General features: G+C 54.8%; 20 protein-coding genes and 2 pseudogenes. 6 read left to right on the forward strand and 16 right to left on the reverse strand.

All coding sequences use genetic code 11. From position 1 onward, the window contains the following. Positions 1–79: 79 nt before the first annotated feature. From N8E89_RS25250 to N8E89_RS25285, 8 genes and pseudogenes are all read right to left on the reverse strand, one after another. Positions 80–469 carry a hypothetical protein gene (locus N8E89_RS25250; RefSeq protein WP_262262529.1) on the reverse strand — a complete coding sequence of 130 codons (390 nt, stop codon included), beginning with the start codon at positions 467–469 and terminating at the stop codon, positions 80–82. 830 nt (positions 470–1299) lie between these two features. Further along, entirely contained in the window at positions 1300–1782 is a 483-nt protein-coding gene (locus N8E89_RS25255; protein ID WP_262262530.1) for a hypothetical protein, read from the reverse strand. Positions 1783–2004: 222 nt separating this feature from the next. After that, the gene (locus N8E89_RS25260) at positions 2005–2328 is read right to left on the reverse strand and encodes a hypothetical protein (protein ID WP_262262531.1); all 324 of its coding nucleotides are present in this window, start codon (positions 2326–2328) and stop codon (positions 2005–2007) included. A gap of 292 nt (positions 2329–2620) precedes the next feature. Beyond that, positions 2621–3845, reverse strand: a pseudogene (locus tag N8E89_RS25265) (alpha/beta hydrolase). Between the two features lie 906 nt (positions 3846–4751). Then, on the reverse strand, positions 4752–5138 hold the full coding sequence (locus N8E89_RS25270) for a hypothetical protein (RefSeq protein ID WP_262262532.1): 387 nt from the start codon (positions 5136–5138) through the stop codon (positions 4752–4754). A 283-nt stretch (positions 5139–5421) separates the two neighbouring features. After that, positions 5422–5817, reverse strand: coding sequence for a hypothetical protein (locus N8E89_RS25275; RefSeq protein ID WP_262262533.1), 396 nt, complete (start codon positions 5815–5817; stop codon positions 5422–5424). Between the two features lie 713 nt (positions 5818–6530). Beyond that, positions 6531–6758 carry a hypothetical protein gene (locus tag N8E89_RS25280; protein ID WP_262262534.1) on the reverse strand — a complete coding sequence of 76 codons (228 nt, stop codon included), beginning with the start codon at positions 6756–6758 and terminating at the stop codon, positions 6531–6533. Between the two features lie 2137 nt (positions 6759–8895). Further along, positions 8896–9561, reverse strand: a complete 666-nt coding sequence (locus N8E89_RS25285; protein WP_262262535.1) for a GntR family transcriptional regulator — start codon at positions 9559–9561, stop codon at positions 8896–8898. 156 nt (positions 9562–9717) lie between these two features. Between N8E89_RS25285 and N8E89_RS25290 the strand changes: the two genes are divergently transcribed. From N8E89_RS25290 to N8E89_RS25305, 4 genes and pseudogenes are all read left to right on the forward strand, one after another. Then, positions 9718–11151: a malonyl-CoA decarboxylase gene (locus tag N8E89_RS25290; protein ID WP_262262536.1), complete on the forward strand. Its 1434-nt coding sequence runs from the start codon at positions 9718–9720 to the stop codon at positions 11149–11151. Next, positions 11148–12672, forward strand: a pseudogene (locus N8E89_RS25295) (malonate--CoA ligase). The gene N8E89_RS25290 and the pseudogene N8E89_RS25295 overlap by 4 nt, the downstream one beginning before the upstream one ends. Positions 12673–12792: 120 nt before the next feature. Next, positions 12793–14145 carry an SLC13 family permease gene (locus tag N8E89_RS25300; protein ID WP_262262537.1) on the forward strand — a complete coding sequence of 451 codons (1353 nt, stop codon included), beginning with the start codon at positions 12793–12795 and terminating at the stop codon, positions 14143–14145. A gap of 323 nt (positions 14146–14468) precedes the next feature. Further along, positions 14469–14594 (forward strand): PIN domain-containing protein, encoded by a 126-nt coding sequence (locus N8E89_RS25305; protein WP_262262538.1) that lies wholly within the window; start codon positions 14469–14471, stop codon positions 14592–14594. A 115-nt stretch (positions 14595–14709) separates the two neighbouring features. Here the strand turns inward: N8E89_RS25305 and N8E89_RS25310 are convergent, their stop codons facing one another. Genes N8E89_RS25310 through N8E89_RS25340 form a run of 7 tightly spaced genes read right to left on the reverse strand, consistent with a single transcriptional unit; the run spans position 14710 to position 21314 of the window. Continuing rightward, the gene (locus tag N8E89_RS25310; RefSeq protein WP_262262539.1) at positions 14710–15705 is read right to left on the reverse strand and encodes a Gfo/Idh/MocA family protein; all 996 of its coding nucleotides are present in this window, start codon (positions 15703–15705) and stop codon (positions 14710–14712) included. Beyond that, entirely contained in the window at positions 15702–16583 is an 882-nt protein-coding gene (locus N8E89_RS25315; protein WP_262263328.1) for a sugar phosphate isomerase/epimerase family protein, read from the reverse strand. The genes N8E89_RS25310 and N8E89_RS25315 overlap by 4 nt, the downstream gene beginning before the upstream one ends. Before the next feature lie 26 nt (positions 16584–16609). Next, positions 16610–17443 carry a carbohydrate ABC transporter permease gene (locus tag N8E89_RS25320; RefSeq protein WP_262262540.1) on the reverse strand — a complete coding sequence of 278 codons (834 nt, stop codon included), beginning with the start codon at positions 17441–17443 and terminating at the stop codon, positions 16610–16612. After that, entirely contained in the window at positions 17440–18363 is a 924-nt protein-coding gene (locus N8E89_RS25325; protein ID WP_262262541.1) for a carbohydrate ABC transporter permease, read from the reverse strand. Before N8E89_RS25325 ends, N8E89_RS25320 begins: the two co-directional genes overlap by 4 nt. 51 nt (positions 18364–18414) lie before the next feature. Further along, complete coding sequence (locus N8E89_RS25330; protein WP_262262542.1) at positions 18415–19617, reverse strand: ABC transporter substrate-binding protein; 1203 nt, start codon at positions 19615–19617, stop codon at positions 18415–18417. Positions 19618–19641: 24 nt separating this feature from the next. Then, positions 19642–20625, reverse strand: coding sequence for an alpha/beta hydrolase (locus N8E89_RS25335; protein WP_262262543.1), 984 nt, complete (start codon positions 20623–20625; stop codon positions 19642–19644). Further along, positions 20622–21314 carry a GntR family transcriptional regulator gene (locus tag N8E89_RS25340; RefSeq protein WP_262262544.1) on the reverse strand — a complete coding sequence of 231 codons (693 nt, stop codon included), beginning with the start codon at positions 21312–21314 and terminating at the stop codon, positions 20622–20624. Before N8E89_RS25340 ends, N8E89_RS25335 begins: the two co-directional genes overlap by 4 nt. Positions 21315–21416: 102 nt before the next feature. Here N8E89_RS25340 and N8E89_RS25345 point away from each other — a divergent pair, with 102 nt between their 5' ends. Then, positions 21417–22499, forward strand: a complete 1083-nt coding sequence (locus N8E89_RS25345) for an ABC transporter ATP-binding protein (RefSeq protein WP_262262545.1) — start codon at positions 21417–21419, stop codon at positions 22497–22499. 1179 nt (positions 22500–23678) lie between these two features. Here the strand turns inward: N8E89_RS25345 and N8E89_RS25350 are convergent. Further along, the gene (locus tag N8E89_RS25350) at positions 23679–24206 is read right to left on the reverse strand and encodes a hypothetical protein (protein ID WP_262262546.1); all 528 of its coding nucleotides are present in this window, start codon (positions 24204–24206) and stop codon (positions 23679–23681) included. An 899-nt stretch (positions 24207–25105) separates the two neighbouring features. Between N8E89_RS25350 and N8E89_RS25355 the strand changes: the two genes are divergently transcribed. Next, positions 25106–25606, forward strand: coding sequence for a YciE/YciF ferroxidase family protein (locus tag N8E89_RS25355; RefSeq protein WP_262262547.1), 501 nt, complete (start codon positions 25106–25108; stop codon positions 25604–25606). The last annotated feature ends 306 nt before the right edge of the window (positions 25607–25912 follow it).

Here is a 25912-nt window from a genome sequence, read left to right on the forward strand (position 1 = left end):
CGGTCGCCAGCCCTTGTATTGTTGAAGCCAGCCATTTAAGCTTCGTTACAGACCAAGCTTGAAGCACGCGGGGTCGGTGCTATCTTTCGCACATCATCGAACGCAGAAGAGTCTGCATGTGCTCGGACAGGTCTAGCTCACCCCGCGCCTCAATCTTCAAAAGATATCGAGCCTTGACATGGCGATCCCAACTGCTAACCGCAGAACAGGCGCAGACAGCCAGCAATGCTCTCTCCTCAGCCCGGCTCGCTCTGTCAGCGTGGCCTGGGTTGCTGCCATTCACTTCGTGGATTGCCTTGGCGAACGCCGCATATGTCGCCCTGTGCGCTTTGATCAGCGCCTGCAGATCGCGGGACGATCCCCGGTCGCGGCGTAGCGCATCTGTGGCGAGAGCCGTTGTTCCCACCGTCGAAGCTATGACGGCGCTGCCGGAATTAAAAAGCAAAGCGCGGCGGTTGATCCTGGACATGGCGAACTCTCCCTGGTCTCCTCTTCACTTCATCCCGGGCGGACACGGCCGGCCCGCGTTCACAGTATCACGACTGTCTGCCCATTCATGTCAGGATGGATGAATGGGCACCGGCACAGCAAAACCAGACGATGCTTGTCACAGAGGGGAACCGCTCGCCCGGTGGAACTTGCTTGGCAAACGAAGCGACGAGAGGGGTATGATCGCGGAGCTAAATTTGATTGCTTCGTTGAGTTCTGGGCCTGAGCTACCCCAGCGGAGCTGCACATCCCCACCGGATGGATTTTTGCAATAGCTTTCCATGTGAAGCTTCACCTATGCCGTCGGCAGAGCAAGAATTAGGAAAGCTCTTTGACAATGAAGTTGGCCCAAACAGTGTGCGAAATCTGTTGTTTGGTGGGGTTTCTGTTTCGTAATCGTATTCATCCAAGACGGTCAGAAAACCGTTCTACGGCGGCACGAGATCGTCTGGCGTGGTGAAACCCAGTTCGCACTCTTGGCAATGAGCATAAATAACTTGATTGGAGAGGTTTCGTTGAAGAATGAGCCACCCTTGCCGGCAACTCGGGCATTGTCCGACGTGGTAAAGCTCATTGAGTGGGGCGCTGATGGTCATGTGCGATTAAGGCATATACCTCGATCTGCTGCAAGCTATCGGTTTGGGCTGGGCCTGACCGGCCAGCGTGCTCTATCCTGGATCCGCAGAAGCTGCAAATCAGTTAAACGATCTGGGGCATTTGTGAACCGGCTTTCGACTGGAAAAGGGCGTGATCACAAAAACGTTCCCCGCCGCCAGCGCCGAGATTCCACAAAAGCTCATTGAGCACGGCCTATGGAAGCCTGTAGTCTCCTTCAAGCAAATCCCAAGCGGCGGTGTCGCTTACCCAGGTTATCTTGAACGTTCCGCTACCGCTTATGCCCTTGTATTTTTGGGTACCCCCCACAAACTTCCACTCCCCATTGAATGTTGGCGGCGCTCCACCGGTCACCTTGTACTGGGCAAACACCTTCGAGCCGTCGCCAGCCGTAAATGTCTTGTAACCCCCGCTCACCAGGCCACCTGAGTCATTGAGGTCGACAACTTGGTAGCGTGCATTATCCAAGAAAGGTTTCTCGCCTTCGCTGAATACAATGCCATCCAATTCGGTTAACATGAGCTGATGGTCGCTTTGGTCAGCAACCTTGACTGTCGGTTGATTGGTGACAATAAGCACTGCTTTGCCCTTCCAGTGCCCGCTCTCTTCGGCGGAGGCGGTAACAGACCAGGCAGCGATTGACATCGCCGACAATGCGACGGCAATAAGCTTGAACATTTTGTCCTCCCTATTACCCTCCCGCTTAGAGTGGATACCCGGCTGATCGACCTGTCAAATCAAATGACCCAACGGAAGTTCGACCAGGGAAGCGGCACAGGCGTTAGCAAGATATGCCCGCAAAAAAGGTGTGTGCTCAGCCAATATTTGACCGGCAAGTATGTCTTGTTTTGAAGTCCCCTGTGCTCATCAAACCATTCACCTAGCTGAAGGACTATTTGGCTATTTTTGGTTGATTAGCCGATCCACGGCGTCCTTGGCCTCTGCAATCAAAACGATACAATCGCCCCTATTGACTGGCTTGTTCATTTTCACCTTTTTGTTTTTTAACGCGGTATCGAGATCCTCTACGATCGTTTGGCCGAAAGACGTTACTCCTTGAAGTCGGGAAATAATTTTCACCGCGTCACTTCTCTTTGTCCTGTAAAGTGGATCGTCGCAAAAATAGGATATCTTTAACAATTCTAGCTGGGCCTGAACTATTTCATCTCCCTTTTCGATGCTTCCAATTGAAACAAATGCGCCAAGCAACAATACAGCAATCATGGCATTCTCCATTTGATTATTTTCTCAAATGTTGATGGGGTTCGATTACCAATCTATTTATACTGCAGGCTTTGGAACTAATCCCTTCGATTTAAGTATTAAGATCGTATCGGCAAAGCCGCTCCCAGCGAAACACTAGAATTCCGCTGTTCGAAATGAGCGGCGGAGCTGCCGATTCCAGGGATTGCGCGGCGTAGTGCGAGGCGCACCGTTCGGCGCTGCGTGGCTGGTGTATACGTTTGTTGGCCTACGGGGCAAAATTACCGTTTAGAGGCAGCATAGCCGAACCGTCTCAGTTGCACCTCGTTGTCGGTTGGGCATCGCAGCCCTTTGCGATAGGTTTTCTTGCAGCACTCGGGCCGGTCAGGGCACCGACTTGGCTCGCGTAGTTATCGCGGGTATTTTGATCGACGACAGCAACGGGAGCGGCCAGTATCAGGCCGGCGGCATTTCCTGCGGCGGCCGCCGTGCCGGTTGTCGCCACGAGTATCTGGTCGCCTAGCCCTACCCTGTTGTCCGTGAGCGTCTGGCCTTCCGAAATGCGTTTGCCGATGAGTTGCACAACCTGCGGAGATTCGGCGAACTTGCTGTGATTGAGATCATCGCTGACTTTAATTTTGGTGAGGTCGATCACGGTAATTTTGTTGGCTTCAAGTTCCTTTTTGTATGGAGACTGCTCGGGGTCGATTGATCCAAGTCTGGGAATGTCTCCCCAGACGCGACGTGACAATGCCAGCGCGCGGTCGTCACGAGACACGAAAAGCGTGAACTGCGGATGCTGTTTCCCCATATCTGCGATCTGCGACCGGAACACGTCGACATCGACATCGGGAGCCGCCAGCATAACGTTCTTGAATTTCACGGGAAGCCTACCATTGCGGATCGCCATCTGTCGCAGCGACTCCAAGGCGAGCCAGTTTCCCATCGAATGCGCTAGAACTGAGACTTCCTTCACCTCGGGATCGCGCGCCAGGTACTGGAACAGATTCTCCAGCGCATTGCGGGTGTAATTGGTGCTCTCGCGGTCATAGCCATAGGCGAGCAGGCTTCCGCGCGACGGCCACGTCACCAGCACGGGTGCGCTGTGCACGCCCAGAATCCTGGACGATCTGCGCGAAACGATAGACGGAATCCTCGAACCGATTGTTGAACCCGTGGATAAAGACAAGAACGCTGCGGTCCGGACTCTTCCTGACCGAGGCGCTCAGCCATTTTTTGGCCGCATCCAGCGTTAATTCGTCCGCCTTCAGCGTGGCGAAATCGGTCGCCGGGTTGGGAGGCAGCCTTTTCGGCCAGGCTACTTCACCTTCTTTGCGAACATTTTTTGGCGGAATCGACACGGTGATGTCGGCAAATGCGGGCATCAGGCCCCGCTCACCTGTAAACATCTCACCACGGTTGGTAGAGCGACTGCGGGTCGTTGTCACCAGCATTTCCACCCTGCTCGACGAAGGCGCAGTGTCGGCCACCGGCAACAAGACATTCTTCGGACGTCCCGCGCAGCCTGCCACAAGCAACAGTACCGCGAAGATCGAGAACCCTTGTAGACAACCGACAAGCAAAAGTGACTTTCTGGCCATTGGGCGGAACTCCCCACACCATCGTTTCGCCGATTGAACAGAACCCCCCGGTTCTATACCGCTCAAACGACAAGCGCGATCACAATTCCAAATTGAATAAAGTAGAAACAGGTCACCCACCAATACCAGAGGAACCCTGTTGCCGCAAACGTCGTAGGTATCCCCAAGGTTTGGGCTGCGATGGATTTTCTCAATGTCTGGATCGGGCCATTAGGGGCGATCCTCTGCTTTCCAGGACCTCTGGCGATATCGCTTGTCCGCGTCCTCGACCTCCCGCTCGATAAAATCAGCCCAATATCCTTTGATCGGCATTTCCAACAGTAGGGTCTGGGAATGAGTTGATCGTAAAGGCAACTGTCCTTGCAACCCAATTTTTGAGCGAGATTCTCCAGGTCGAGTTTGGAAGTGTGCTAACATTTAATGGAGTTGCAATGGGCCTGGAGAATATACTCATTGTCGATTGATCCGCCGATGGTGTGGTCCGGCTCACATCTGCGCCGGACGCCAAACGATCCGCTTCTTGTTGACCCTCCCGCGGCCATCTTCAAAGGGCACGACTTCGCAATTCACCACATCGCATTCCTTGCCCAAAACCTCACTCCGAAGAACTAAGGATGTGGCAAGCCGGTGAAAGCGCCTTGCGTAGACACTGCCTGGTTTGCACGCTGACCTAGACGTGATCGAGAGCAGTATAAATTCGCTAAGGCTCGACGGGCCATCAAAATGTGAAGCGTTGCCGGTGCGCACTGTTCCCTGATGCGATAGTCAGGAGGCGTGTTTCAGCAAAGTGTAAAGCAGATGGAACGAGTTTTGAAAACCGCCGCTGACGCTCAAGACCCAGTATTATGGCTTTGATCCGCAATATCGCATGAGTGCCTGCTCGTCCTGAAACTGTGCCTTCATTATTTTTTCAAAAGCGCGGATGTGCTGATTGACGACTCGCTGGGGTAGCGATGTCTGTTTGAGCGATTGTTGATAGCTGCCATGAGCCAAGCTTTTGGGAAAGAGATGATCGCCACACAGTTCATACGAGCCGCGGGCCAAAGCAGCGTAAGCGATGTATTCGGCATTCTTCCGAGTGATGCCGCCTGCAACCATTTCGCGAATGTGAACTTCGAACTTTTCCTCAAATAGAATTTCAGCGTAACTTTCAGCATGAGAAACGCCGCAAAGAGCAGTGAACGCTCCAATGCCGAATATTGCATGTCGTAGGTTGATCGTTACCACCATTGATCGTCCTCCACTCAGGCCCGAGTTGGTAACCGTAGGGCTACATGGCCCGCGTCTTTGCCAAGGTCGAAGCTACCTCATTGGCCGCGTAAGCTTTTTTGCATCGACCGTTATCGGTCTGCTGACGGCCATAGGCCTGATAATCACCTGCTTGCTTTATAACGTCAACCAGGCAGTAGAAAATGGCATTTGTCCGACCGGCTCGGGAGGCGCAGGTGCGGTGCAGCCACAGAAACGTAAAAATCTGGCTGAACCCGCCCCGAAGCAAACCTTGGTTCCCGCACTATTTTATGCCCATCAAGGTCTTCAGCTCTGAAACTTTTTTCATGCAACCTTGTTCATCGCCGGCGTCGACCATCTTGCGCGCTTCGCTCATCAATTGACCGATTTTGTCAGCCGGTTGCTCGGAAGGTTGGGCGGTAACCTGTTTTTGATGTGGTGAAATGGCTTCCACAGCACCAGTTGTCGACCCGCTGGTTTCAGTCCCGGTGCCCTGCTTGCCTGATAAGACTTCCTCCTGGTGCTTGGTGGCAGGCATTCCGGTACTATCGGTGGCCGCTCCGGTCTCAGCGCTTATAGTCGGTTGCTTGAGATTGTTTAGCTCTTCTTGGCAGTCGGCGACCGCCGGGGCAGCAAAGTAGAGCGTGACCGCTGCAATCGTGAATATTCGAACAAACATTAGACTCTCCATGCTCAAAGATTTCTTCTCCTCATAAAAACGACCTCGGGCGCCAAGAGTTCCTCAAGAACAGACCGGCACTGCATAGTTTCGAAGGATTGGCCCGATAAGTCCCCGATTGAACCAGCTAAACCACGTGTTATTTGACAGATATTCGGTTTAGGAGCAGTCTCAAACAGTTGCATGTCTGCACCCCTGCAACAGGAGGCCCGACGCTTTGGCCACCCTTCGATAAGTAGCCACCGCCGGGCCTCATCGGTCCACAAACCCAAATCATTGAGGTGTCTGGTTGTCGCAAGTTTCGCTGCGGACTCATCCTCCGGACCGCCCCTAATGTCACAAAAATCAGTCACGAACCGAACGGCCCTTGGCAGGATTGAAATGCGGTCACGCCTAAAGTGCGCCTTTCTCCCCGGGGTTGAGCGTTCATCAACTTTCTTCAGGCAGTAATTAAAGCCAAACAGTCGACTCTACTCTGATGTGCGCCGTCTCACGTCAGCGATGACAGCCATCCTGATGGCTCTCTTACTCGGCCGTCGACCATCCGGTGGGGTCGGTTAACGAAATTCGGCCGACGACGCCTGTTGCGATCGCGTGGACTGGAATGCATGTTTATCTCGCCAATCGATGGGGCCACGGCCATAAGTGATCTGAGTCCGTCCCAGTTCGAGGAATTATGAAATGGCGGCCCCTAAAAGCCGCCCTCCACTTCATCAGAGCAGTCGATAGCAGTTAAAGACCGAAGATTGCCAGCGGATACCAATATCCATCACTGTGGCGCCGATAGCCACGGCGATGCTCGCGATATCCACGATGACCATGCCAGTACCCGCGCCGATCACGACGGCTCTCGTAGCGATGTTCTCGACGATCGCGACGGCTTTCATATCGATCTTCGCCGCGATCCCGGCGATCCCAATGCTTCTTTTTCCGATATTCATAGCCTCTATCGTCACGGTATTGGACTTGCGTCACTTGAGAAGCGGCTGGAACGACCTGAACAGCCGTCGGTGCTGCAGTGGCCGCACCAACTGATGTCACTGCCATAATGACGGCGAGAATTGCCGCAGTTAATAACGATACTATTTTTTGCATGGTAACTCCTGTTAACAATTTGCGAGTGGTGCGCCTTTGACTGTTAACGGAGCATGAACGGAAATCACTAGTTCCTTGGCATAGGCTTGAAATAGGTTTCAATTCATATGGGCGGCGGTCCAGGAACAAGGTTTTGGCTGCAAGATTTATTTTCGGGTCGACTGCCTTAATCAGCTTGTCATATCCTTGCCATCAAACTTGCATTGCAGTGACTGGATTGTCCTTTGAGGAACTCTTTTCCACAAACATGCGTAGGTCTTCCGTGCTGAACTGCACTCCCGCAGACGGGGCGAACAGCTGGGCTGAAGTGACAACACCTTGCTCCATCGACTGTCGTCAGCTTGGTCCTTCGATGGGACAAGTTTCGTTTTTCTTCCAAGCGATACCTTGGGAGCCTTGCAATCGCGCGAATGTTCACCCTGGATTGCGAGCATTAGCCCTCACTTCTAAGTCGAAATTATTGAATCACAGCCTGTGATCGATAACGTGCGTAGCCGGCAGCTACATGCCGGTGCGTTATGTCCCCGATGCGACGTTTTGCGAGATTTGAACTTATTATTCCCTCTTAAGGAGTCCCGCTCGCGGGCAAGGTCTGGGCGGAAGGCTGGTATTTGCGCTCCTTTTCACACGCCAGACCTCTGGGGCTTAACCAAAAATGCTCATTTGACGGTCTATTGCTGAAGCACGCTTTCGCTAGCACAATGGTGAAGTGTTCCCATGGAGGTTTGCCGTGCAGCCGGGTCCCTTGCATACGAGAGAGATGGTGATAATTGCCATTCTTATTGCGGCCGGCATATTCGCGTTCGGCGGCGCTGTATCTTATATTGGCAAAACCAGACCCAGCTTCGATGCTCCGCCGGTCGTTGCGCGAGTTTAGCTTTCTTCCTTGGCCGGAGGCAGAAAATTCATGGGGCGCAATTGATGCAACGCGGAGCGCTACCCTGTTCGGTGGGAGCTGGGCCTTGCATCTTTTGATCGTGTTGCCATTCGTTTCGCCCTCAGCCTATAGGCTGGGCTCTGTTCCGAAGCTTGGGCTTCACGCTGCTAGGTTTTTCAGCGCGATGGTGTCCGACTGCCCGCTATGCTTCGCTGCTGTTGAGAGCTTTTCTCCGACTGGGTTTGTTGAGTCTCAGTTTGCTGAGCGGGATCTTTCTTGAGGATTTCCGTTTGCGCGAGCGCTCCCGACGCTACGCCGAGAGTAAGAACGAGCGCGCCTTTAAAGATAATGCTCTTCACTGAACATCTCCTCCTGATGAAATCCCTTCCGCAGCTCAACTCATTAATTTCGTCATTGTTCCGATTTTTTGATTTTTCTCAGGATCCCCCGCGCTTACGGGTTTAGGGCCGATCACCATAGGAGAAAACCATAAGATCCTGCATTGCCACCCGTGGGGGAAAGAAGGATTGCGCCAGATAACTGCCGGACCCAGTTGTGTGGACTGAACAGAATGTCCCGCACGTCATCACCTATGTCGTGGTCACCGCTACTGTAGATCCCACAACCCGTAAAATCATTAGCCGCGGAACTTACGACCTGAGAGGTGCGAACCTCTCAGGGTCACGCATCTCAACAAATGGGGCATGCCAGATGAAGTAGAGCTTTCAGGTGCTCACGGCCACCTTCATAGCCAACGATTGATGCAAAAGGCGTCATGGCCACGCCGGTTCGGGCCTTCGACACGAAAGCCCGATAAAGGATAATCGCGAACAGAAGAGCCGCAATTAAAAAAGACATGTGATCAGGATTTTTGCCATAAAAGCCCGCCGTCTTGCTCCGCAGGGTGAATGATATCGAGGCTTGGGTGCAAGCGCTTTTGTGATAATTACTGCGGGTTCCATCAGGTTTGAACGCGCTTTATCAGGACGAAGCCGAGCGAGGCAGCCAGGCACGTCAAGTGCTGTTGTTCAATCGTGGCCCTAAGGGGCACCGAAATACTGCAGCACTGTTATAGTGTCGTGCGATCGCATACGGCTTTTCAGCCTCTAACCCAAATGCGCCTCGCGCTGTGACAGCGTCGCGACGAGATCGCTGAAACGGTCGCCCTGCACTGCGATATGCTGGCGGAGCAGCGTACGCGCCAGTTCCGCTTCTCCAGACAAGATGGCTTCGACGATTCCTCCATGTTCGCTAAATGACGTCTTCATCCGATTGCGCACCCGAAGCTGGAGCCGGCGATACGGCCGCAAGCGTCGATGCAGTGCCGTGCACTGCTCGATCAAAAAGCTGCTGTGGCTTGCAGCGTAGATGGCGTGATGAAACAGTTCATTGTCATAGTAATAGGTATCTGCATCGTCGGCATTGGCGGATTGTTCGCATCTGGCATGAGCCGCAAGTAGCCCGGTCCGATCGGTGTCCGTGTGGCGGCGTGCGGCCAGCGATCCGGCCATTCCTTCCAATTCGGCCATCACCTCGAACATCTCATAGATTCGGTGAGGTCCTGGCTCGACAACCACGGCGCCGCGACGGGGGCGCATCTCAATCAAGCCGATTGCGCCAAGCTGCATCAACGCTTCGCGGATAGGTGTTCGCGACACGCCAAAATGCTTCGCCAATTGCATTTCATCCAGCCTGTCGCCTGGCGCGAACTGGTTCGTGACAATCCCGTTTTCAATCTCATCTCTCAGTCTTTGAACGATATTTTCGGCCATGATCCCTCTAAAAATGCACAATTCTCATTCTTGCATACAAGAATATTGACTTTGCATGCATAATCGTCGATACATTATATATCATTCGGGCGCGAGATTTGGAACACCGTTACTGTAGACCGCCTGTTTGACCAATACCGTGCATCGGAGTTCGCAATGACTGGTACGACCTACTTCAGGGACATGGTCCAGACAATAACGGAGCGAGGCCGCAAGCTGTGGGCGTTCGCCCCCCGTGCAGAACGACTCCCCTCCGGGATCTTGGGTCTGGAGCGCCTTTGTGAAATGTTGCTGTCGAGCCGCGGCGAAGCATCCGGGATGGCCCTTGCTGCAGAAATATTGCAGCAATGGTCGCGCTTGAGCGAAGACGAACAGCGCGATTTCATGCTTTTGCTCTTCGAGAAATTCGGGCCGGATTCGAAAAGGCTTGATGCCGCCATCGAGACATACCGGGCCGAGCGGACCTCACGGGCCGTGCTCGAGCTTCATCAGGCAGCCGAACCCCGCCGGCAGGAACTGATCCGGCGTCTTAACCTTGCGCCAAGCGGTATCTCCACGCTTGTCAGTATGCGTGAGCAGCTGTTGAGGTTGAAAACCGATACCCCAGACCTTGAAACCGTCGATGCAGACTTTGCCCATCTCTTTGCCTCCTGGTTCAACCGTGGCTTTCTGATCCTGCGTCCGATCGACTGGTCGACACCTGCCCATATCCTGGAAAAAATCATTCGTTATGAGGCGGTGCACGAGATCGGCAATTGGGATGAATTGCGTCGGCGCCTTGCACCTGCCGACCGAAGGTGTTTCGCCTTCTTTCACCCGCAGCTTTCTGATGATCCTCTGATCTTTGTTGAGGTGGCGCTCACCCGGACCATTCCTGAGAATATCTCCGATGTCCTTGGCGAGACGCGCGCGCCGATACAGGCGCAGGATGCGAGAACTGCCGTTTTCTATTCGATTTCAAACTGCCAGGCAGGCTTGCGCGGCATCTCCTTCGGCAATTTCCTGATCAAGCAGGTGGTAGAAGATTTGCGCAGGGATCTTCCCAAACTGGATACGTTCGTCACGCTCTCACCGGTCCCGGGATTTGCCAGCTGGCTGGCGCACCAAAGGCGTAGCGGGCATTCGACTGTCCTCAGTACCGAGGATCAGGCCGCCCTTGGCGCACTCGACGATGCCGAATGGCCAAACGATCCGGCCAGGTCTGCGGCCGTGAAAACTGCATTGATGCCAGCTGCCGCGTGGTATTTCCTCCAAGGGCGCTCGAAAGATGGGCGCCCAATCGATCCCGTTGCCCGATTTCATCTTGGCAATGGCGCGCGGCTGGAGCGGATGAATTTTCTCGCCGATGGATCAAGCAGGGCGATGCGGCAGGCGCACGGCCTCATGGTCAATTATCTCTACAAACTGGACGACATCGAAACCAATCACGAAGCATTTGCCCAGCGCAACGAAATCGTGGCAGCACCGGCGGTCAAGAAGTTGCTGCGCAGTGATAAGCCCGGCCGCCGCCTTGCTCGTGCAAAGGAGCCGAACATGAAAGACAACCAGTCCGACAAGAACAAAGCGAACAGCAAGGAATTGGATTCATGAGCAATCATCTGTTTGACGCTATTCGCCGGTCGATTGCTAAAAACGACGCCATCTTCATCGAAACCGCGCAAGGAAATCGCTGGACCTATGGCGACATGATCGAATGGTCCGGGCGGCTCGCAGGGGCCATCGATACGCTGGGTGTCAGACCCGGAGATCGCGTTGCCGTCCAAGTGGAAAAGAGCGCTGAGGCGCTGATGCTTTACCTTGCCTGTATCCGATGCGGGGCTGTCTATCTGCCCCTGAATACGGCCTATACACGGGCAGAGCTTGATTATTTCATTAGCGATGCGGAGCCACGTCTTGTCGTGGCCGACCCGACGGCTGCAGATGACATCAAGACGATCGCGTCCAAATATGGCGCGCTTGTCGAAACCTTGGATGAACGCGGCGGCGGTTCGTTGATCGAGCTTGCAAACGAGGAATCACCGGATTTTGTTGACGCCTCGAGAACGGCCGATGATCTCGCTGCTATCCTTTATACCTCTGGGACGACCGGCCGGTCGAAAGGGGGCGATGCTTACGCATGCGAACCTGTTGTCGAATGCCTTGACCCTAAGAGATCACTGGCGCTTTACACCGAACGATCGGTTGATCCATGCCCTGCCTATCTTTCACACCCATGGTCTTTTCGTTGCAACAAATGTCATTCTAGCTTCCGGCGCATCGATGTTGCTTTTGCCGAAGTTCGATCCAGCGCAAATCCTGGCATTGATGCCGCGTGCTACAGTCTTGATGGGAGTTCCAACCTTCTATGTCCGCCTGCTCCAGCATGAAAGGCTGAACCGCGAGGCCGTGGCCAATATGAGGCTGTTTATTTCCGGCTCGGCACCGCTTCTGGCCGATACCCATCGGACGTTTCAAGAACGCACCGGCCACGCCATCCTCGAGCGCTACGGCATGACGGAAACCAACATGAACACCTCCAATCCCTATGACGGCGAACGGATAGCCGGGACTGTCGGCTTTCCGCTTGCAGGTGTTAGTGTCCGCGTGACCGACCCCGAAACCGGCAAAATCCTGGGGCAAGATGAGACCGGCATGATTGAGGTGAAGGGGCCGAATGTCTTCAGGGGCTATTGGCGCATGCCGGAAAAGACAAAAGCGGAATTTCGCGACGATGGTTTCTTCATCACAGGCGATCTCGGCAAGATTGACCGGCAAGGCTATGTCCACATCATCGGCCGCGGCAAAGATCTGGTGATTTCCGGCGGTTACAACATTTATCCGAAGGAAGTTGAGAGCGAGATCGACCAGCTTCCCGGCGTTGTCGAATGCGCGGTCATCGGCGTGGCCCATCCTGATTTTGGCGAAGGGGTTACCGCCATCGTGGTCAAACAGCCGGGGTCAAACCTTGATGAACGGGCTGTTCTTGATGCGCTTGGGGACCGTCTTGCACGTTACAAACAGCCAAAGCAGATCATCTTTGTTGACGATCTGCCGCGCAACACAATGGGCAAGGTACAAAAAAACGTCCTGCGCGAGCGGTACTGCAATCTTTATGGTCGCGCACGTGCATGAAGCAAGCAAGGCTGCCATCGGGAGGATGAGAGCCGCGAACGAGGCGTAAGGGGAGCTCACGCCACATCAATGAGGAAAGGACGGCCGTCCTCTGGCGCGCCGTATAGGGAGGATTTTGCCGTGAATATCGAGATTTTATCCATTCTTGTGCTGATTGGCATGTTCGTTATTGCAACCATCCTGCCCATCAATATGGGTGCGCTTGCCTTTGCCGCAGCCTTCATCGTCGGCTCCCTGATCATGGGAATGTCGTCCAACGATATTTTCGCCGGTTTCCCCAGCGATCTGTTTTTGACGCTTGTCGGCATCACCTACCTGTTTGCGATTGCCCAGAATAACGGAACAATTGACTGGCTGGTCGAGAAGGCCGTCCAGCTGGTGCGCGGACACATGGCTCTCATACCCTGGGTCATGTTCCTGGTCGCAGCGATCATTACAGGCTTTGGTGCACTCGGTCCGGCGGCTGTTGCGATTCTCGCCCCCGTGGCCCTGCGCTTCGCCGCCCAATATCGCATCAGTCCGGTCATGATGGGGTTGATGGTTATTCACGGTGCTCAGGGCGGCGGTTTTTCGCCAATCAGTGTTTATGGCGGCATCACCAACCAGATCGTTGAGAAAGCAGGCTTGCCCTATGGGCCAACGACGCTGTTCCTATCAAGCCTGTTCTTCAATCTCGCTATTGCCATTGTCGTCTTCTTCGTCTTCGGCGGCTGGAAGAGCCTGCGTGCGCACACCGCCGCGTCGGGGCCGGATCCGGATACGCACCTGGCGGGCGCATCGCGCGCAATTGTCGGCCATGGCGGCACGCCCGCCTCTCCGGCCTATCACCGCAGCGACGTTTCACCCTCGGGCGCGCACATTCCATCGAGCCAGGGCCTGACCCACGAACGACTGCTGACCTTGATCGGGCTGACAGCGCTTGCCATCGGTGCCCTGGTCTTCAAATTCAATGTGGGCCTCGTCGCCATCACCGTCGCTGTCGCCCTGGCGCTGGTGTCGCCCAAAACCCAGAAAGCTGCGATAGACAAGGTCAGCTGGTCCACAGTCCTGCTGATTGCCGGCATCATCACCTATGTCGGCGTCTTGCAAAAAGCCGGCACAGTCGACTACGTGGCATCGGGTATTTCAGGATTGGGAATGCCGCTGTTGGCCGCACTGCTCCTGTGCTTTACGGGTGCAATCGTTTCGGCCTTCGCCTCCTCGACCGCGTTGCTCGGCGCGATTATTCCACTGGCAGTTCCCTTCCTCATGCAAGGACACATCAGTGCCATAGGTGTTGTAGCCGCCATTGCGATTTCGACCACAATTGTCGATACCAGTCCATTTTCGACCAATGGTGCTCTGGTGGTGGCTAATGCGCCCGAAGGCGAGCGCGATGATGTTTTGCGCAAGTTGCTTATTTACAGCGCCCTGATCGCGATAATCGGCCCGATTATCGCTTGGCTCATCCTTGTCGTCCCCGGCATGGTATAACGATAGACCGGGGACAAGAACGGCGTGAGCGGGCACCATCCATAGCGTCGCGCCGGTTCCTGCCCTCTTATCCCAGGTCAGAGCTTGTATGGCGTGTGCATTGGCGCTGTTGTCGGGATCGCACCGACAGGAGCCTTCGTCATACCCAGCGGTTTTTCCCGATTGAATCACCGCTGGAGCCCGCTGCGCAACCGGCTTGCGAGAAGCATTGCACTACTTCATTCTAGCCAGCTTTGCGGGCCGCATCATCCCGTTTGATCTCAGGATCGCAATTCGAGCAGGCACGCTGCCCACAACGGACCAGGCGTCCATCAGCAGATGCAATGATTGCTGCGACCGCCTTGGAACACGGCCTGCAGGTCGTCACACGCGATCTCGCTCATTTCGAACCCCTTGGTGTGGTGTGCGTCGACCCTTGGCAGTATACGTCAAGTTCTGACCGGACCTGAATGGAGGTCGCGGCTGCGCAGCGCGTTTGGTGGACCTCCGAAAATGACGGCCAATATCTCCTTGAAAATCTACAGACTTCCGAGTGACCACTTCCAACTGCGGTAGGCCATTGATTCACATGGCAAGTTCCCGTCGCAATACTTCGAGCCATTCCATGGCAATCACACCATCATGAATTGTCGGGGCAGCAGTTGTGGCGCCGCCCAGCGCCGGAACCACATCGGCCAAGAGTGAATAGTAACCTTTCGGATCTTCATTTGCCGCCGCCGTGAAATTCGGCTTCCACGTCAGTGTATCGACATCGTCGGCCAGCGTCGCATTGGGATCATCCACCTTGAAGGGCGGATTGCGGTTCCACCGCACCTCGATCACGTCGTCCACCTCCAGACGCTGGTGATCGCTCATCAGTTCGATACGCTCCACCGGCGTACCGCGCGACTGGATCGTGCCCATGGCGATATTGCCGATGGCACCGCACTCAAACTCGAATCCCACATGAAAAAGCACCCTGCCCGGTGTCTTTTCGACCTTCCGGGCCGAAATGGTCCGTACCGGCGACACAAAGAACGACGCCAGATCCATGTAGTGGACGCAGTGGTGAAGGAAGAAGCCGGTGTAGTCGACATTACCGGTGAAATATCCCGGTGCCGTCATGTAATACCCCGTCAGGCCCAGCACCGGCCCGAAGCGCCCCGATTTGATAATATTATGGGCGATCTTATTGCCGACGGAATAGCGCTTCATGAAACCAACGAGCAGTGGTTTGCCTGATCGTTTCGATGCTGCGCGCAATTCGCGTGCGCCCTCCGCCGTGCCTGAGGGCGGCTTTTCCATAAACACAGACAGGCCGCGATCGAGGGCTTTCTTGCCGAATTCTAGATGCTGGTCAGGACCAACCGCCATGCCGATGGCATCAATACCAGGCATGCGGATCAGTTCGTCGGCATCGCTGGTCAAGCGCTTTACGCCAAATTGGCGGCTTGCATCGGCAAGACGTTTAGCGTCGATATCGCAAAGCGCAGCGATTTCGACATCGTGCCTTACGAGTTGAGGCAGTAGCATTTGGGTCGCATGAATACCGCAACCGATCCAGCCGATTTTCAATGTCATCGCCGATATTCCGTCAGTATGAGATGGGATTTGATAAAGGCTGCGCTCGCCGCCAGGCGCTCGCTTTCGTCCTCATGCGGGGCGCGCCACTGCGCGAAAGGAACGCCGAACCGGTCGTCATTGCGACGAAAAGGTTCGAGTGATATCGGGCCCTTATAGCCGATTTCGTGCAGCGCCCTGCAAACCGCGACCCAATTGGTTGAGCCAGTCCCTGGAAAGCCGCGATGGTTCTCATTGGCCTGAAAATGCACAAGATGTGCGCCGCCCAGTTGGATCGCCTCCGCGATCGAGGCCTCTTCCATATGCATGTGAAAGGTATCCAGCATCAGTTTGATTGCCGGATGATCGACTGCCTCAAGAAGTTCGATGGCCTGCTGGGTGGTGCAAAGGACGTCACTTTCGAAACGGTTGAGCGGCTCGACTGCTAGCAGGACACCTGCTTTTGCCGCGTGATCGCCGGCCTCCTTCAGCCCCGCAACACAGCGTTCCTTCCGCGCTAGCCGCTCTTCCTCTGACACTGGCAAAGGCGCGCGCCCGGCAAACACCAGCGGATTGCCGGTCAACGGCCCGCCGACGACCGTAGCACCAAGGGCCGCTGCGCAATCGGCTGTATAGCGCAAATAATCTATCCCGGCGCGATGGGTGCTTGCGTCATCTGACGAGAGGTTGCGCTGAAGATTGACACGCGCTGCAAGCACGACGCCAAGTCCTGCATCGTCCAGGGCACGTCGCGCTTCGGTAAGTTCGATTTCACCGGGCTCGGGCACGAGCAGTTCGACAAAGTCGAAGCCCAGATCGCGCATTTTCTTGAACAGGGGGAAATGCGCAGCAGTAAATGGCCTAGCATATTGCATGGAAATCAATCCGATGGGATTCATCATAGGTCCTCTTTGAAAAGCATGGGTCATCCCTTCACTGCGCCTTGGGTAAGGCCTCCGATAAGCCGGCGTTGGACGAGAAGGAAAAGAAGGGTGGCAGGCAGTGCACCGACGACACCGCCCGCGGCAAGCAGTCCCCACTCGATCTGATATTCGCCGATGAGGGTCTGGATCGCCACCGTAACGGGACGAACATTGCGGCCTCCAAGCGTCAGGGCATAGAGGTATTCGTTCCACGCGGTGATGAAGATATAGATGCCGGTTGAAATGATGCCCGGCATCGCCAGGGGCAGGACGATGCGCTGCAAGGCCTGAAGCCGCGAACACCCATCTATCATCGCCGCCTCATCGAGGCTGCGCGGTATGGCGCCAACGTAGCTGGTGAGCATCCACACGGCGAAGGGAATGGCCACGGTCGAATTGGCAAGGATCAAGCCGATATGCGTATCGAGGATGCCGATCTTGCGAAACAGCACGAAGAGCGGCAGGATCAGAAGCACGATCGGAAACATATTGACCAGCAGGAACTGCAGCATGACCACTTTTCGCCCTGGAAACCGGAAACGCGACAGTGCATAGGCAGCCGTGACGGACACCACGAGACCGAGGATGACCGTGCCAGCGGCAATGATAAGGCTGTGGAGCATATTGGCGAGGAACGACGTCTGTTTCAGCAACCGGACGTAATTATCCATACTCCATCCCGTCGGTGACAATGACACCCCCGTCGCCGACAATTGCGCGGTTGGCGTCAGGGAGGTCAGGATCATCCAGACGAAGGGCCCAATGGCAAGCAGGATGATCAGGACAACAGGAATATCGGTCGTCAAAATGCGCCGCATCGTTGAGGGCTTGTTCATCTTTCCACCTCGCGCAAGGTGCGAACGATATAGACCGCAACAATCGCTGCGAGCAGAATTGTGAAGGTGACGGCGATGGCGGTACCATAACCGAAATCGAGATTCTGCCGTGCCCTGATAAATGCATAGAGCGGCAGGGTATGCGTTGCATAGCCCGGACCGCCGCCGGTCATAACGAAAATCACATCCATCGAATTGGCGACCCAGATGATGCGCAGCAAACCCGCTGTCGCCAGAACCGGCGCGATGCCTGGGAGCGTTATGTGGACGAACTGGCGCCAGGTGCTTGCCCCGTCGATCGACGCGGCTTCGTATTGGCTCTGCGGGATGCCCTGCAGGCCGGCGAGGATCATCACCGCAAAGAACGGGAAGCCCTGCCAGGTCAGTGTTGCAATCACCGCATAGAGTGCGAGTTGTGGATCAGCGAGCCACGGAACGGTCGTTTGGATGATCGAGAGGTAAAGCAAAATATCATTCAGCACCCCGGTCGTTGGATCGTAGATCCAGCGCCACATGAGCGCGATGACGACGCTTGGCAGTGCCCAGGGGATGATGACCAGGGCGCGGGCCAGGCCGCGCCATGGGAATTCGCGATTGAGCAGCAGCGCGGCGACGAGACCGAGCCCCATTTGCAGCGGCACAGTTAGGCCGATCCAGATGGCAGTGTGGCCGAGTGAAGTCCAGAACACCGGGTCGCGCAGCAGCTTGATGTAGTTTCCAAAGCCGACAAAGCGAGTGGCGTTGGGTTTCCACAAGACCAGGTCATAGAAGCTGGTGACAAGCGCCTGAACCATCGGAAAGAACACAATGAACAATGTCACAAGCACCGCAGGTGCCAGCAACGCATAGGGCATCAGCCTGCTGCGAAGCGGGCGAACCTGCGCAAGGTCGTGTGGTACGGGTGGTGCGAGCGTCGACATGAACTGACTTTCCGGCGGTCATCGAAAGGGGGGTGGTAGAACCTGCTCGCGCTATTGCGCGAACAGGCTTTCGAGTTGCTCCATCATCTGCTGCGAGGTGATCTGGCCGGTCAGCGCCTGCTGCATCGAGGTCTGCCAGGCGGTGTTGACGAACTCCGCAGTTGCGGTGCTTTGCGGCAGCACGTGGGCGAAAGGCAGCGACTGAACCGTTGCATCGACAAAGCGGCGTTCATGCAGCGTCCAATGTTCAGCTCCACTCTTTGTCACGGTCATCTGGCCAGTTGCCTTGTTGAAGGCCACGTTGTTCTCGCCTTCAGCCAGGAAGGAAATCCACTTCCAAGCAGCATCCTTCACCTGGGACGAAGAGAAAATCGCCAGGGACTCGTCGCCATAGGAGGTCCATTGGTTGCCAGCACATTTGGGGGCGGGAACCGCGGACACCTTGTCACCGAGCGCTTTGACCAAATCATTGGACGAGCCGATATGATGAATGGTCATGGCCGTCTTGCCGGCCTTGAATGCTGCGACAATTTCCTGGAAACCGTCATTGGGGGCTGATGGCGGGATGACCTTGTCTTTCTGGAACAGATCGATCAACCACTGGTTAGCCGCCACAGCCTTGGCGTTGGTCAGGCCCCCTGGCTTCAGTTCAGCGCCTTGCGAAAAGACGAATGTGCCCCACTGGTCCCATCCACCCTTGCCGCCGCGCAAGCCAAAGCCATATGTATCGGGCGCTTTGGTCAGTTTTTGGGCTGCTGTGCGGAATTCTTCGCATGTCGTTGGTGGATTGAGGCCCGCCTGCTTGAAAAGATCGGCACGATAATAGAGATACAGCACCACATACTGGATCGGCAGATAATATTGCTGTCCATCCGGACCCTTGTTCAACTCCAGAAGATTGTCGAGAAGATCGGCCTTGCCGGGCCAGGCATTGATACGTTCACCAATCGGCTCGAGCGCACCCATTTCTGTCAGTCGAGGCTGGGCAAAAAGCTTGACCATCCCAGCGTCCGGCGCGTTGCCGCCGACCAGCGACGTATAGAGATTGTCATAGTAACTGTTCCACGGAACATTTTCCGCCTCGATCTTGATGTCAGGATTCTTCGCTTCGAATTTAGCCACGAGATCCGACATCGGATTTTCCGGATTGTCGAAATGGTACCAGAAGCGGACCGTTTCAGCCGCGTTGGCGGTGCTTACAGCAAGGCCGGCCGCGAGCGCACAGCTGATGCTCAGTTTCTTGAAAATGCTCATTGTTTCCTCCACCTTTGTTATGGTTCATTGACTGCCGCGGATCATTCCTCGAACAGCCTCACCGGCGGCCGTAAGCGCCTCCCGCGCCGCGGCCAGTTCATTCGTGTTTTGCAAGAATCCATGTGTTACTCCCGGCACCACGGTGACGGGATCATGGCGACCGACAGCCTTCAGCCGTTCAGCAAAGAGAAGCGTGTCGGACAATAGCGGGTCGATGCCAGCAGCAACGAGATAGAGCGGCGGCAATGCACGCAGCACAGTGTCACCGGCGCGAAGCGGCGCGGCCAACGGATCGCGGCGGGCATTTTCATCCGGGCAATACCAGTTCCAGTATCGTTGCATCTTGCGGCGCGTCAGACCCGGCCCCTCGGCAAATCGTCCATATGATTGCGTATTGAAATCGGCGCCAAACGTGCCGTAGAAAAGGAGCATGCCTGACGGCAAAAAATGCCCGGCCCTCTCTTCATGCATGACGGCTGCAAGCGCGAGATTGGCACCGGCCGAATCGCCTGAAACGATAAGCGGTCCGGCAGATACCCCCGCTTCTAAAGTTGTGGTGAATGCGCCGCGCAGGCAAGCGACAACATCGTACAAGCCTGCTGGAAACGGATGTTCCGGTGCAAGACGATAGTCGGGAACGAGTACGGGCAGTCTGGTTTCATTGGCAAGAACGCGCGCACATCGTTCATGCGTCTCAGGACTGCAAAACGCGAAACCTCCGCCGTGAACGAACAGCACAGCACCGGCGCCCGCACCATACGGTACAAGCACGCGCATGCGACATGCGGAAGAGCCGATTTTCGCGTCAGCGGCAACAAGAACGTCTTCGGCTTGCGCCATAGGCGGCAGGTTCACATTATTGCGCGCGTTTATACGCTCCGATTGCGCCCTTCCCTCGTGCGGCGGAAGCAATGTGGGATCGGGCTGCGGTCCCAACTCCTGTTCAACGCGGAGCAACAGTGCGCGCATTTCCGCGGAAAGTTCCTTGGAAAAACCAGCGGCATTCATTGATCAGCGTCCGGAAACACGGTCGGTCCGAAGTCAACGATCGTCGCGATATGGTGATGCAAGGTTTGCGTTGCGGCGGAAACATCGCCCTGTTCGATGGCTTCAATTATGACGCGATGCCGCAGTGCTGTCGCCATGAGATCGCGCGAACCGATACTTCTGGATATCTTGAAGCGATGATTGTGAACGAGGCATCGGTGCAGGATCGGATCCAGCGCTGGAAGGTCAGCATCGCGAAAAATTCGCCGATGGAAATCCCGATCGAATGCCGCGAGTTGCAGTTCATCATCGCCCTTTGCCGCCTCGACCATATCGCTTGCAAGCGCGCGCAGATCGAAAACAAGCGTACGGCTCTTGTAGCGCAGAGCCCGGACAATACCATTGCATTCGATCTGCTGCCGCACGCGGAACATCTCGACCGCTTCATCAACGGTGCAAGCTGACACTTGTGTGCCGCGGTGACCCTGACGTCGAACCAGTCCTTCTTCTTGCAATAGCAGCAATGCTTCACGAACTTTGCCTTGGCTACACTGGAACCGGGCTGCGAGATCCAGCTCCGTCAACGGTTCTCCTGCACGCAACTCGCCAAGCATGATGTCGCGCTTCAGCGAAGCGAACGCCACGGACGCTTTGGCGGCAACCGTATTGCGTGGCGGGCGGTCTGGCCGGGGAGCGATGGAGTCAGGCACTGCAGACTCTCCTATTGAGCTGAACGCATTTAATTATCATTATTGATATTGATATTGATATTGATATTGAAAGTCAATAAGCTATTGGCGGAGGAACAATTTATGACAGCAATCAGCCTGAAGCAGATCAAAAAGCTCTACGGGACGGTTCCCGTAATTCACGGCGTCGATATTGACATTGCGAGCGGTGAGTTTCTCGTACTTGTCGGACCGTCCGGGTGCGGGAAATCCACTCTGCTACGCATGATCGCCGGACTGGAGGAGATCAGCGCCGGAGAATTGAAAATTGGTGACAAGGTGGTCAATGCCCTGCCGCCGTCGGACCGAGACATAGCTATGGTCTTTCAGGATTATGCGCTCTACCCGCATATGAGCGTTGAAGAGAATATGGCATTCGGACTGAAGATGCGCAGTGAGTCCTTGAGCGAGATTGATCGGCGCGTAACGGGCGCTGCCGATATACTCAAACTTCAGGATTACCTCGAACGGCGCCCCGGACAGCTGTCGGGCGGCCAGCGTCAACGTGTTGCCATGGGCCGTGCCATTGTCCGCCGCCCGAAGGCCTTCCTGTTTGATGAGCCTTTATCCAATCTCGATGCTGCACTTCGCGTCGAGATGCGCCTGGAAATTGCCAAGCTGCATCGCCGCATGCAGGCGACAACTGTTTACGTCACGCACGATCAAGTGGAAGCGATGACACTGGCCGATCGGATCGTCGTCATGAATGCAGGTGACGTGGAACAGATCGGGCACCCGCTCGACCTTTATCGCAAACCGGCAAGTCTGTTTGTTGCACGTTTCATCGGTAGCCCGACGATGAATACCTTCCCAGTCGGTGTTGTTGAAACCGCCGGCAATAACATCGTTGTGGAGTTGCCGGCCGGCAGAGCGACGATCAAGAGTCCAAACGCGTTGTCCGACGCAGCAAGGACAATAACCTTCGGCATTCGTCCGGAAGACTTGACAGTCTGTGACGCTGGCCAGGCATGGTTCAGCGGTGAATTGGTGGTCGTCGAAAGGCTTGGAAGCCAGACCTTTGGTTACCTCGACGCCGGCACAGAAAAACTGATCACAGTCGAGTTCCCGCGAACAGCAGAGGTTCAGGTCGGCGATCGGATGTCGGTCAAAGGCGATAGTTCCAACGTTCATCTTTTCGATAGTGAAAAAGGACAACGGATCAATTGAACATGCAAGCCACTCCTGCCTGACGAGATCGTTGAGCCCCAAGCTATGGACCCCCCGGATTGAGAGGTGCTTGATACGTTCAGCGTCAATTTTTGCCGTCTCGGTGCCGATGGCAATGGCGCATTGAAACGATGGTCCTCACAGCATTGGCGCGGTGTTTGTCAATAGTCCTCAAGAAGAGGGCCACGATGCCAGCGGTATTGACCGCTTCGGCATTTTGCCACGGCCAGCTGAGCGTGGACTATCTCGTCTTGCCTAGCTTTCCCCTTTTCTTCGATAATATCCGCGATCAGTTCGACTGGTGGCCAGGGGTTCCCTTCTCGAATGTGTGCTGGGACCACCAACGAGCCCACCGCAATCAGTGTGCGCTGGTTCATCATGTCTTCACTTGGTTAACTTTTGAACACATGATTTGGGCAACATAGCCGTTGCTATACTTCCATCAAATCCGACAACGCCGCACCAACGAAATTTCCGCACCACGAGGTACTCAAAATCAATATAGCTCTTGCTATACTATCGCTACAATGCTCTACTTCATTTAAGCTGCTAACCGGAAGTTGCTGGATAATTGCCGAAACGAGCACAGATGAAATCAAGTTGCCGTTCGTTGAGAAGAGTTGACGATCACTCGAACGGCGAAGTGTGACGCATTCAATACTGCCAGTCCCGGGGGACGCGAGCTTGCTGGGTATTGGTCAGTGTCTGTTGAAGTTCATGTCCACGCATCCAAGGGATCAGTCATGTTCAGGGGCCAAAAACAACTTTTCAGAGCCACAGTATTCTTTTGGATAGTGTCAGGTATGGTTGCGTTATGGTTGGTCGGTTGGCTTTTGCAGTAGAACCAGGGTTCGTCGCTCCCGTGCCTTGTCGCGCAATGTCCGATTTGCGCCGCTAATAACCGCGACATTGCCACCGAATGAACAATATTTTTGGACAAATTTGCCTTCTCCGCGCTCCTCATATGTTCTGCGTGTACTGACATTGCCTTCCCAAGTTCTCTTTCCGCCACAAACGTCGATCGTTTAGTGGGAAGTCATCATAGGGGGAGGTTCCGCGTGGTCGCCAAGCGACAGGTACTGCCAGACGAGTCGCACCTGCCGTTCGATCAGAAGGGGCCTTCATGCACGAGAAATAATTGCCGCTTTTTCTGTTCCCGTTTGCCGGCGTTGTGGGCTTTCATATCTGCGCGTCAACCAAGCTCCACTTGATTTCTGACGGCCTGCTTAACCATCTTTGACGCGCCACAGTGTATTTGACCAGCCCCCTGTGCTGTAGCGAAGCCAACCCCCTGCGAATGGACGCCTTAAGGGCGGCGCTCCTCCAAGCATGGATTGTATGGTCCGCATCTTCGCATCGGCCAAATAGCATCTCGCATAGAAAGAAATGCAGTTCTTTTGACGTCCACTTAGACCCTAGGAATGCGTCAGATCGCATGACTACAAGAATAGCCTGTTCAACTTTTGCAAGCCGGACACCGATGAGGGAAGCGAAAATCCCCTGAAGCATCCCGACCGTTCTTGACCTGGACTTCGGGCTCGGCGACGACTTGTCCGATTTGCCAGCATAAACCATCAGGTATGCGTTGCTCACGACAGAATTTAGATCGCTGATTGCGACGGTCGCGATTTCGGCACAGCCGAATTCCGCAACGGGACGCACATAATCGATACGATCAAATCCGTTGATTGCAACGCGAACGGTCATTTTATCCTCTCCTTGGGTACTTTTGTGGTCTTCCGCGGGATTATGCGTGCAGTTCACTTTCTGCCACTTCAGTTGTCATGGTCTCTCCCTAGCTTCGCCCATAGGGCTCGAGTGGTATGAAACCAGTTACCGATGGATAAGTAAAATTTAATATATTTAGGAGCACGATAAATAACATTAACTACCAGTGCAATGCGATAGGATCGTTAAGTGGATGATGTGATGAAGCACTTAAGAAGTGGCCAAAATCGACTTAACAGCGCCATCCTAGCACATATCTAATAGCCCAACTTTCGGAGTCTGCCGACGTCCAACCTGCCCTATCCATGAGACCGTTGCAATTTGTGTAAGAAAAACAATTCGATAGTCGAACCATCCGAGCCCGTATCCGGGAACACTTTGCTCGCCCTATATCCAGACCGCTTCTATTGGCCGCATACGCCAATTTCGGACCACATAGATGCGAGCGTAATGCTCCACCAACTCTCTAAACTGACGCTCTCGAAACGATTTCCGGCGTTCCGCCGTATGACCATCGCAATCTTGTCGAAGGAAACCGCGAAATAAGCTGTGGAGCCCCGAGACCCTGCCTCCTATTCCGGGAGATCGAGCCCACGCTCCTGTGGCCAATAGCATTTCCGTTGTAGGCATTTCCGCGATTCTTGGGGCCCATCAACGAGGCTTAGACTTGGGCTCTTTATTGCTTCTAAAACTGCCAAGGCCTGCGGATGCACGTTGACCGTGGACTGGTCGGTCTCGTCTACTTGCTTCACGTTTCGCATACCGCTGACCGCCCGAGCGCAAAGTTCTTTTTTCCAGGGTCGGGGAACATTCGCCATGAAGGTTCGTTCCTTTCGCACTCGTCACACAAGTGGCCGGGATTTATGGAGGAACGTATCATGGTTGAAAAGACATTGGAAAAATTGTTCCACGAGACGCTGAAGGATGTTTACTACGCCGAGCGCAAGATTCTGAAAGCATTGCCGAAGATGGCTAAAGGGGCAGCTTCTTCCGAGTTGAGGGCAGCCTTCGAAAAACACCGCGATGAAACCGAAATGCATGTCGAGCGCCTGCAACAGGTCTTTGAAATCTTCGGCAAGCGGGCCCAGGGAAAAACGTGCGATGCGATTGAAGGAATTATTGCCGAGGGCGAGGAAGTTCTGGATGAATTCAAAGGCGAGCCGGCTTTAGACGCCGGGTTGGTTTCATCGGCGCAGGCTGTGGAGCACTATGAAATTGCCCGCTATGGCACGCTGGCTCGCTGGGCAGCGGAGCTTGGACTGAAAGACGCGATGGCGCTTCTTCTTCAAACCCTCGAAGAAGAGATTGCCACGGATCAGGCTCTTACCAAACTCGCCGAAGGGGGTATCAATAGAAAAGCCCAGAAAATGGCAGCTTAACATTTTCGTGCTCATCCCTAGAGGGTGGGCACGTCTCTCTCAAGCCCAAGTGGGGATTGCTTGTTGGATAATCTTTGCGAATGAATGGGTTCCGATGAGCATCTTATCGCGTTAAGGCTTTTGGATTTCTTCTCTCGTCAGATATATTTCGGCTAACGCCACCTACGCGCATTCATCGCCTAATTTGCGCCAACGTATGGGACTGCTGCCACCCCGTCTAATTTGCCTATTAAGGCTCAATAAGGCCTTCCCCCTTGAGCCCGACAATGTCGGCGTTCTCATCTTGCTCGTCCAGGAGTGGGTTTT

Source organism: Phyllobacterium sp. A18/5-2 (genome assembly GCF_025452215.1).
GTDB lineage: Bacteria > Pseudomonadota > Alphaproteobacteria > Rhizobiales > Rhizobiaceae > Phyllobacterium > Phyllobacterium sophorae.

Coding starts and splice junctions, on each gene's coding strand:
- N8E89_RS25250 (WP_262262529.1), bottom strand. CDS start 469: ATGTCCAGGATCAACCGCCGCGCTTTGCTTTTTAATTCCGGCAGCGCC.
- N8E89_RS25255 (WP_262262530.1), bottom strand. CDS start 1,782: ATGTTCAAGCTTATTGCCGTCGCATTGTCGGCGATGTCAATCGCTGCC.
- N8E89_RS25260 (WP_262262531.1), bottom strand. CDS start 2,328: ATGATTGCTGTATTGTTGCTTGGCGCATTTGTTTCAATTGGAAGCATC.
- N8E89_RS25270 (WP_262262532.1), bottom strand. CDS start 5,138: ATGGTGGTAACGATCAACCTACGACATGCAATATTCGGCATTGGAGCG.
- N8E89_RS25275 (WP_262262533.1), bottom strand. CDS start 5,817: ATGTTTGTTCGAATATTCACGATTGCAGCGGTCACGCTCTACTTTGCT.
- N8E89_RS25280 (WP_262262534.1), bottom strand. CDS start 6,758: ATGAATATCGGAAAAAGAAGCATTGGGATCGCCGGGATCGCGGCGAAG.
- N8E89_RS25285 (WP_262262535.1), bottom strand. CDS start 9,561: ATGGCCGAAAATATCGTTCAAAGACTGAGAGATGAGATTGAAAACGGG.
- N8E89_RS25290 (WP_262262536.1), top strand. CDS start 9,718: ATGACTGGTACGACCTACTTCAGGGACATGGTCCAGACAATAACGGAG.
- N8E89_RS25305 (WP_262262538.1), top strand. CDS start 14,469: ATGATTGCTGCGACCGCCTTGGAACACGGCCTGCAGGTCGTCACACGC.
- N8E89_RS25310 (WP_262262539.1), bottom strand. CDS start 15,705: ATGACATTGAAAATCGGCTGGATCGGTTGCGGTATTCATGCGACCCAA.
- N8E89_RS25315 (WP_262263328.1), bottom strand. CDS start 16,583: ATGAATCCCATCGGATTGATTTCCATGCAATATGCTAGGCCATTTACT.
- N8E89_RS25320 (WP_262262540.1), bottom strand. CDS start 17,443: ATGAACAAGCCCTCAACGATGCGGCGCATTTTGACGACCGATATTCCT.
- N8E89_RS25325 (WP_262262541.1), bottom strand. CDS start 18,363: ATGTCGACGCTCGCACCACCCGTACCACACGACCTTGCGCAGGTTCGC.
- N8E89_RS25330 (WP_262262542.1), bottom strand. CDS start 19,617: ATGAGCATTTTCAAGAAACTGAGCATCAGCTGTGCGCTCGCGGCCGGC.
- N8E89_RS25335 (WP_262262543.1), bottom strand. CDS start 20,625: ATGAATGCCGCTGGTTTTTCCAAGGAACTTTCCGCGGAAATGCGCGCA.
- N8E89_RS25345 (WP_262262545.1), top strand. CDS start 21,417: ATGACAGCAATCAGCCTGAAGCAGATCAAAAAGCTCTACGGGACGGTT.
- N8E89_RS25350 (WP_262262546.1), bottom strand. CDS start 24,206: ATGACCGTTCGCGTTGCAATCAACGGATTTGATCGTATCGATTATGTG.
- N8E89_RS25355 (WP_262262547.1), top strand. CDS start 25,106: ATGGTTGAAAAGACATTGGAAAAATTGTTCCACGAGACGCTGAAGGAT.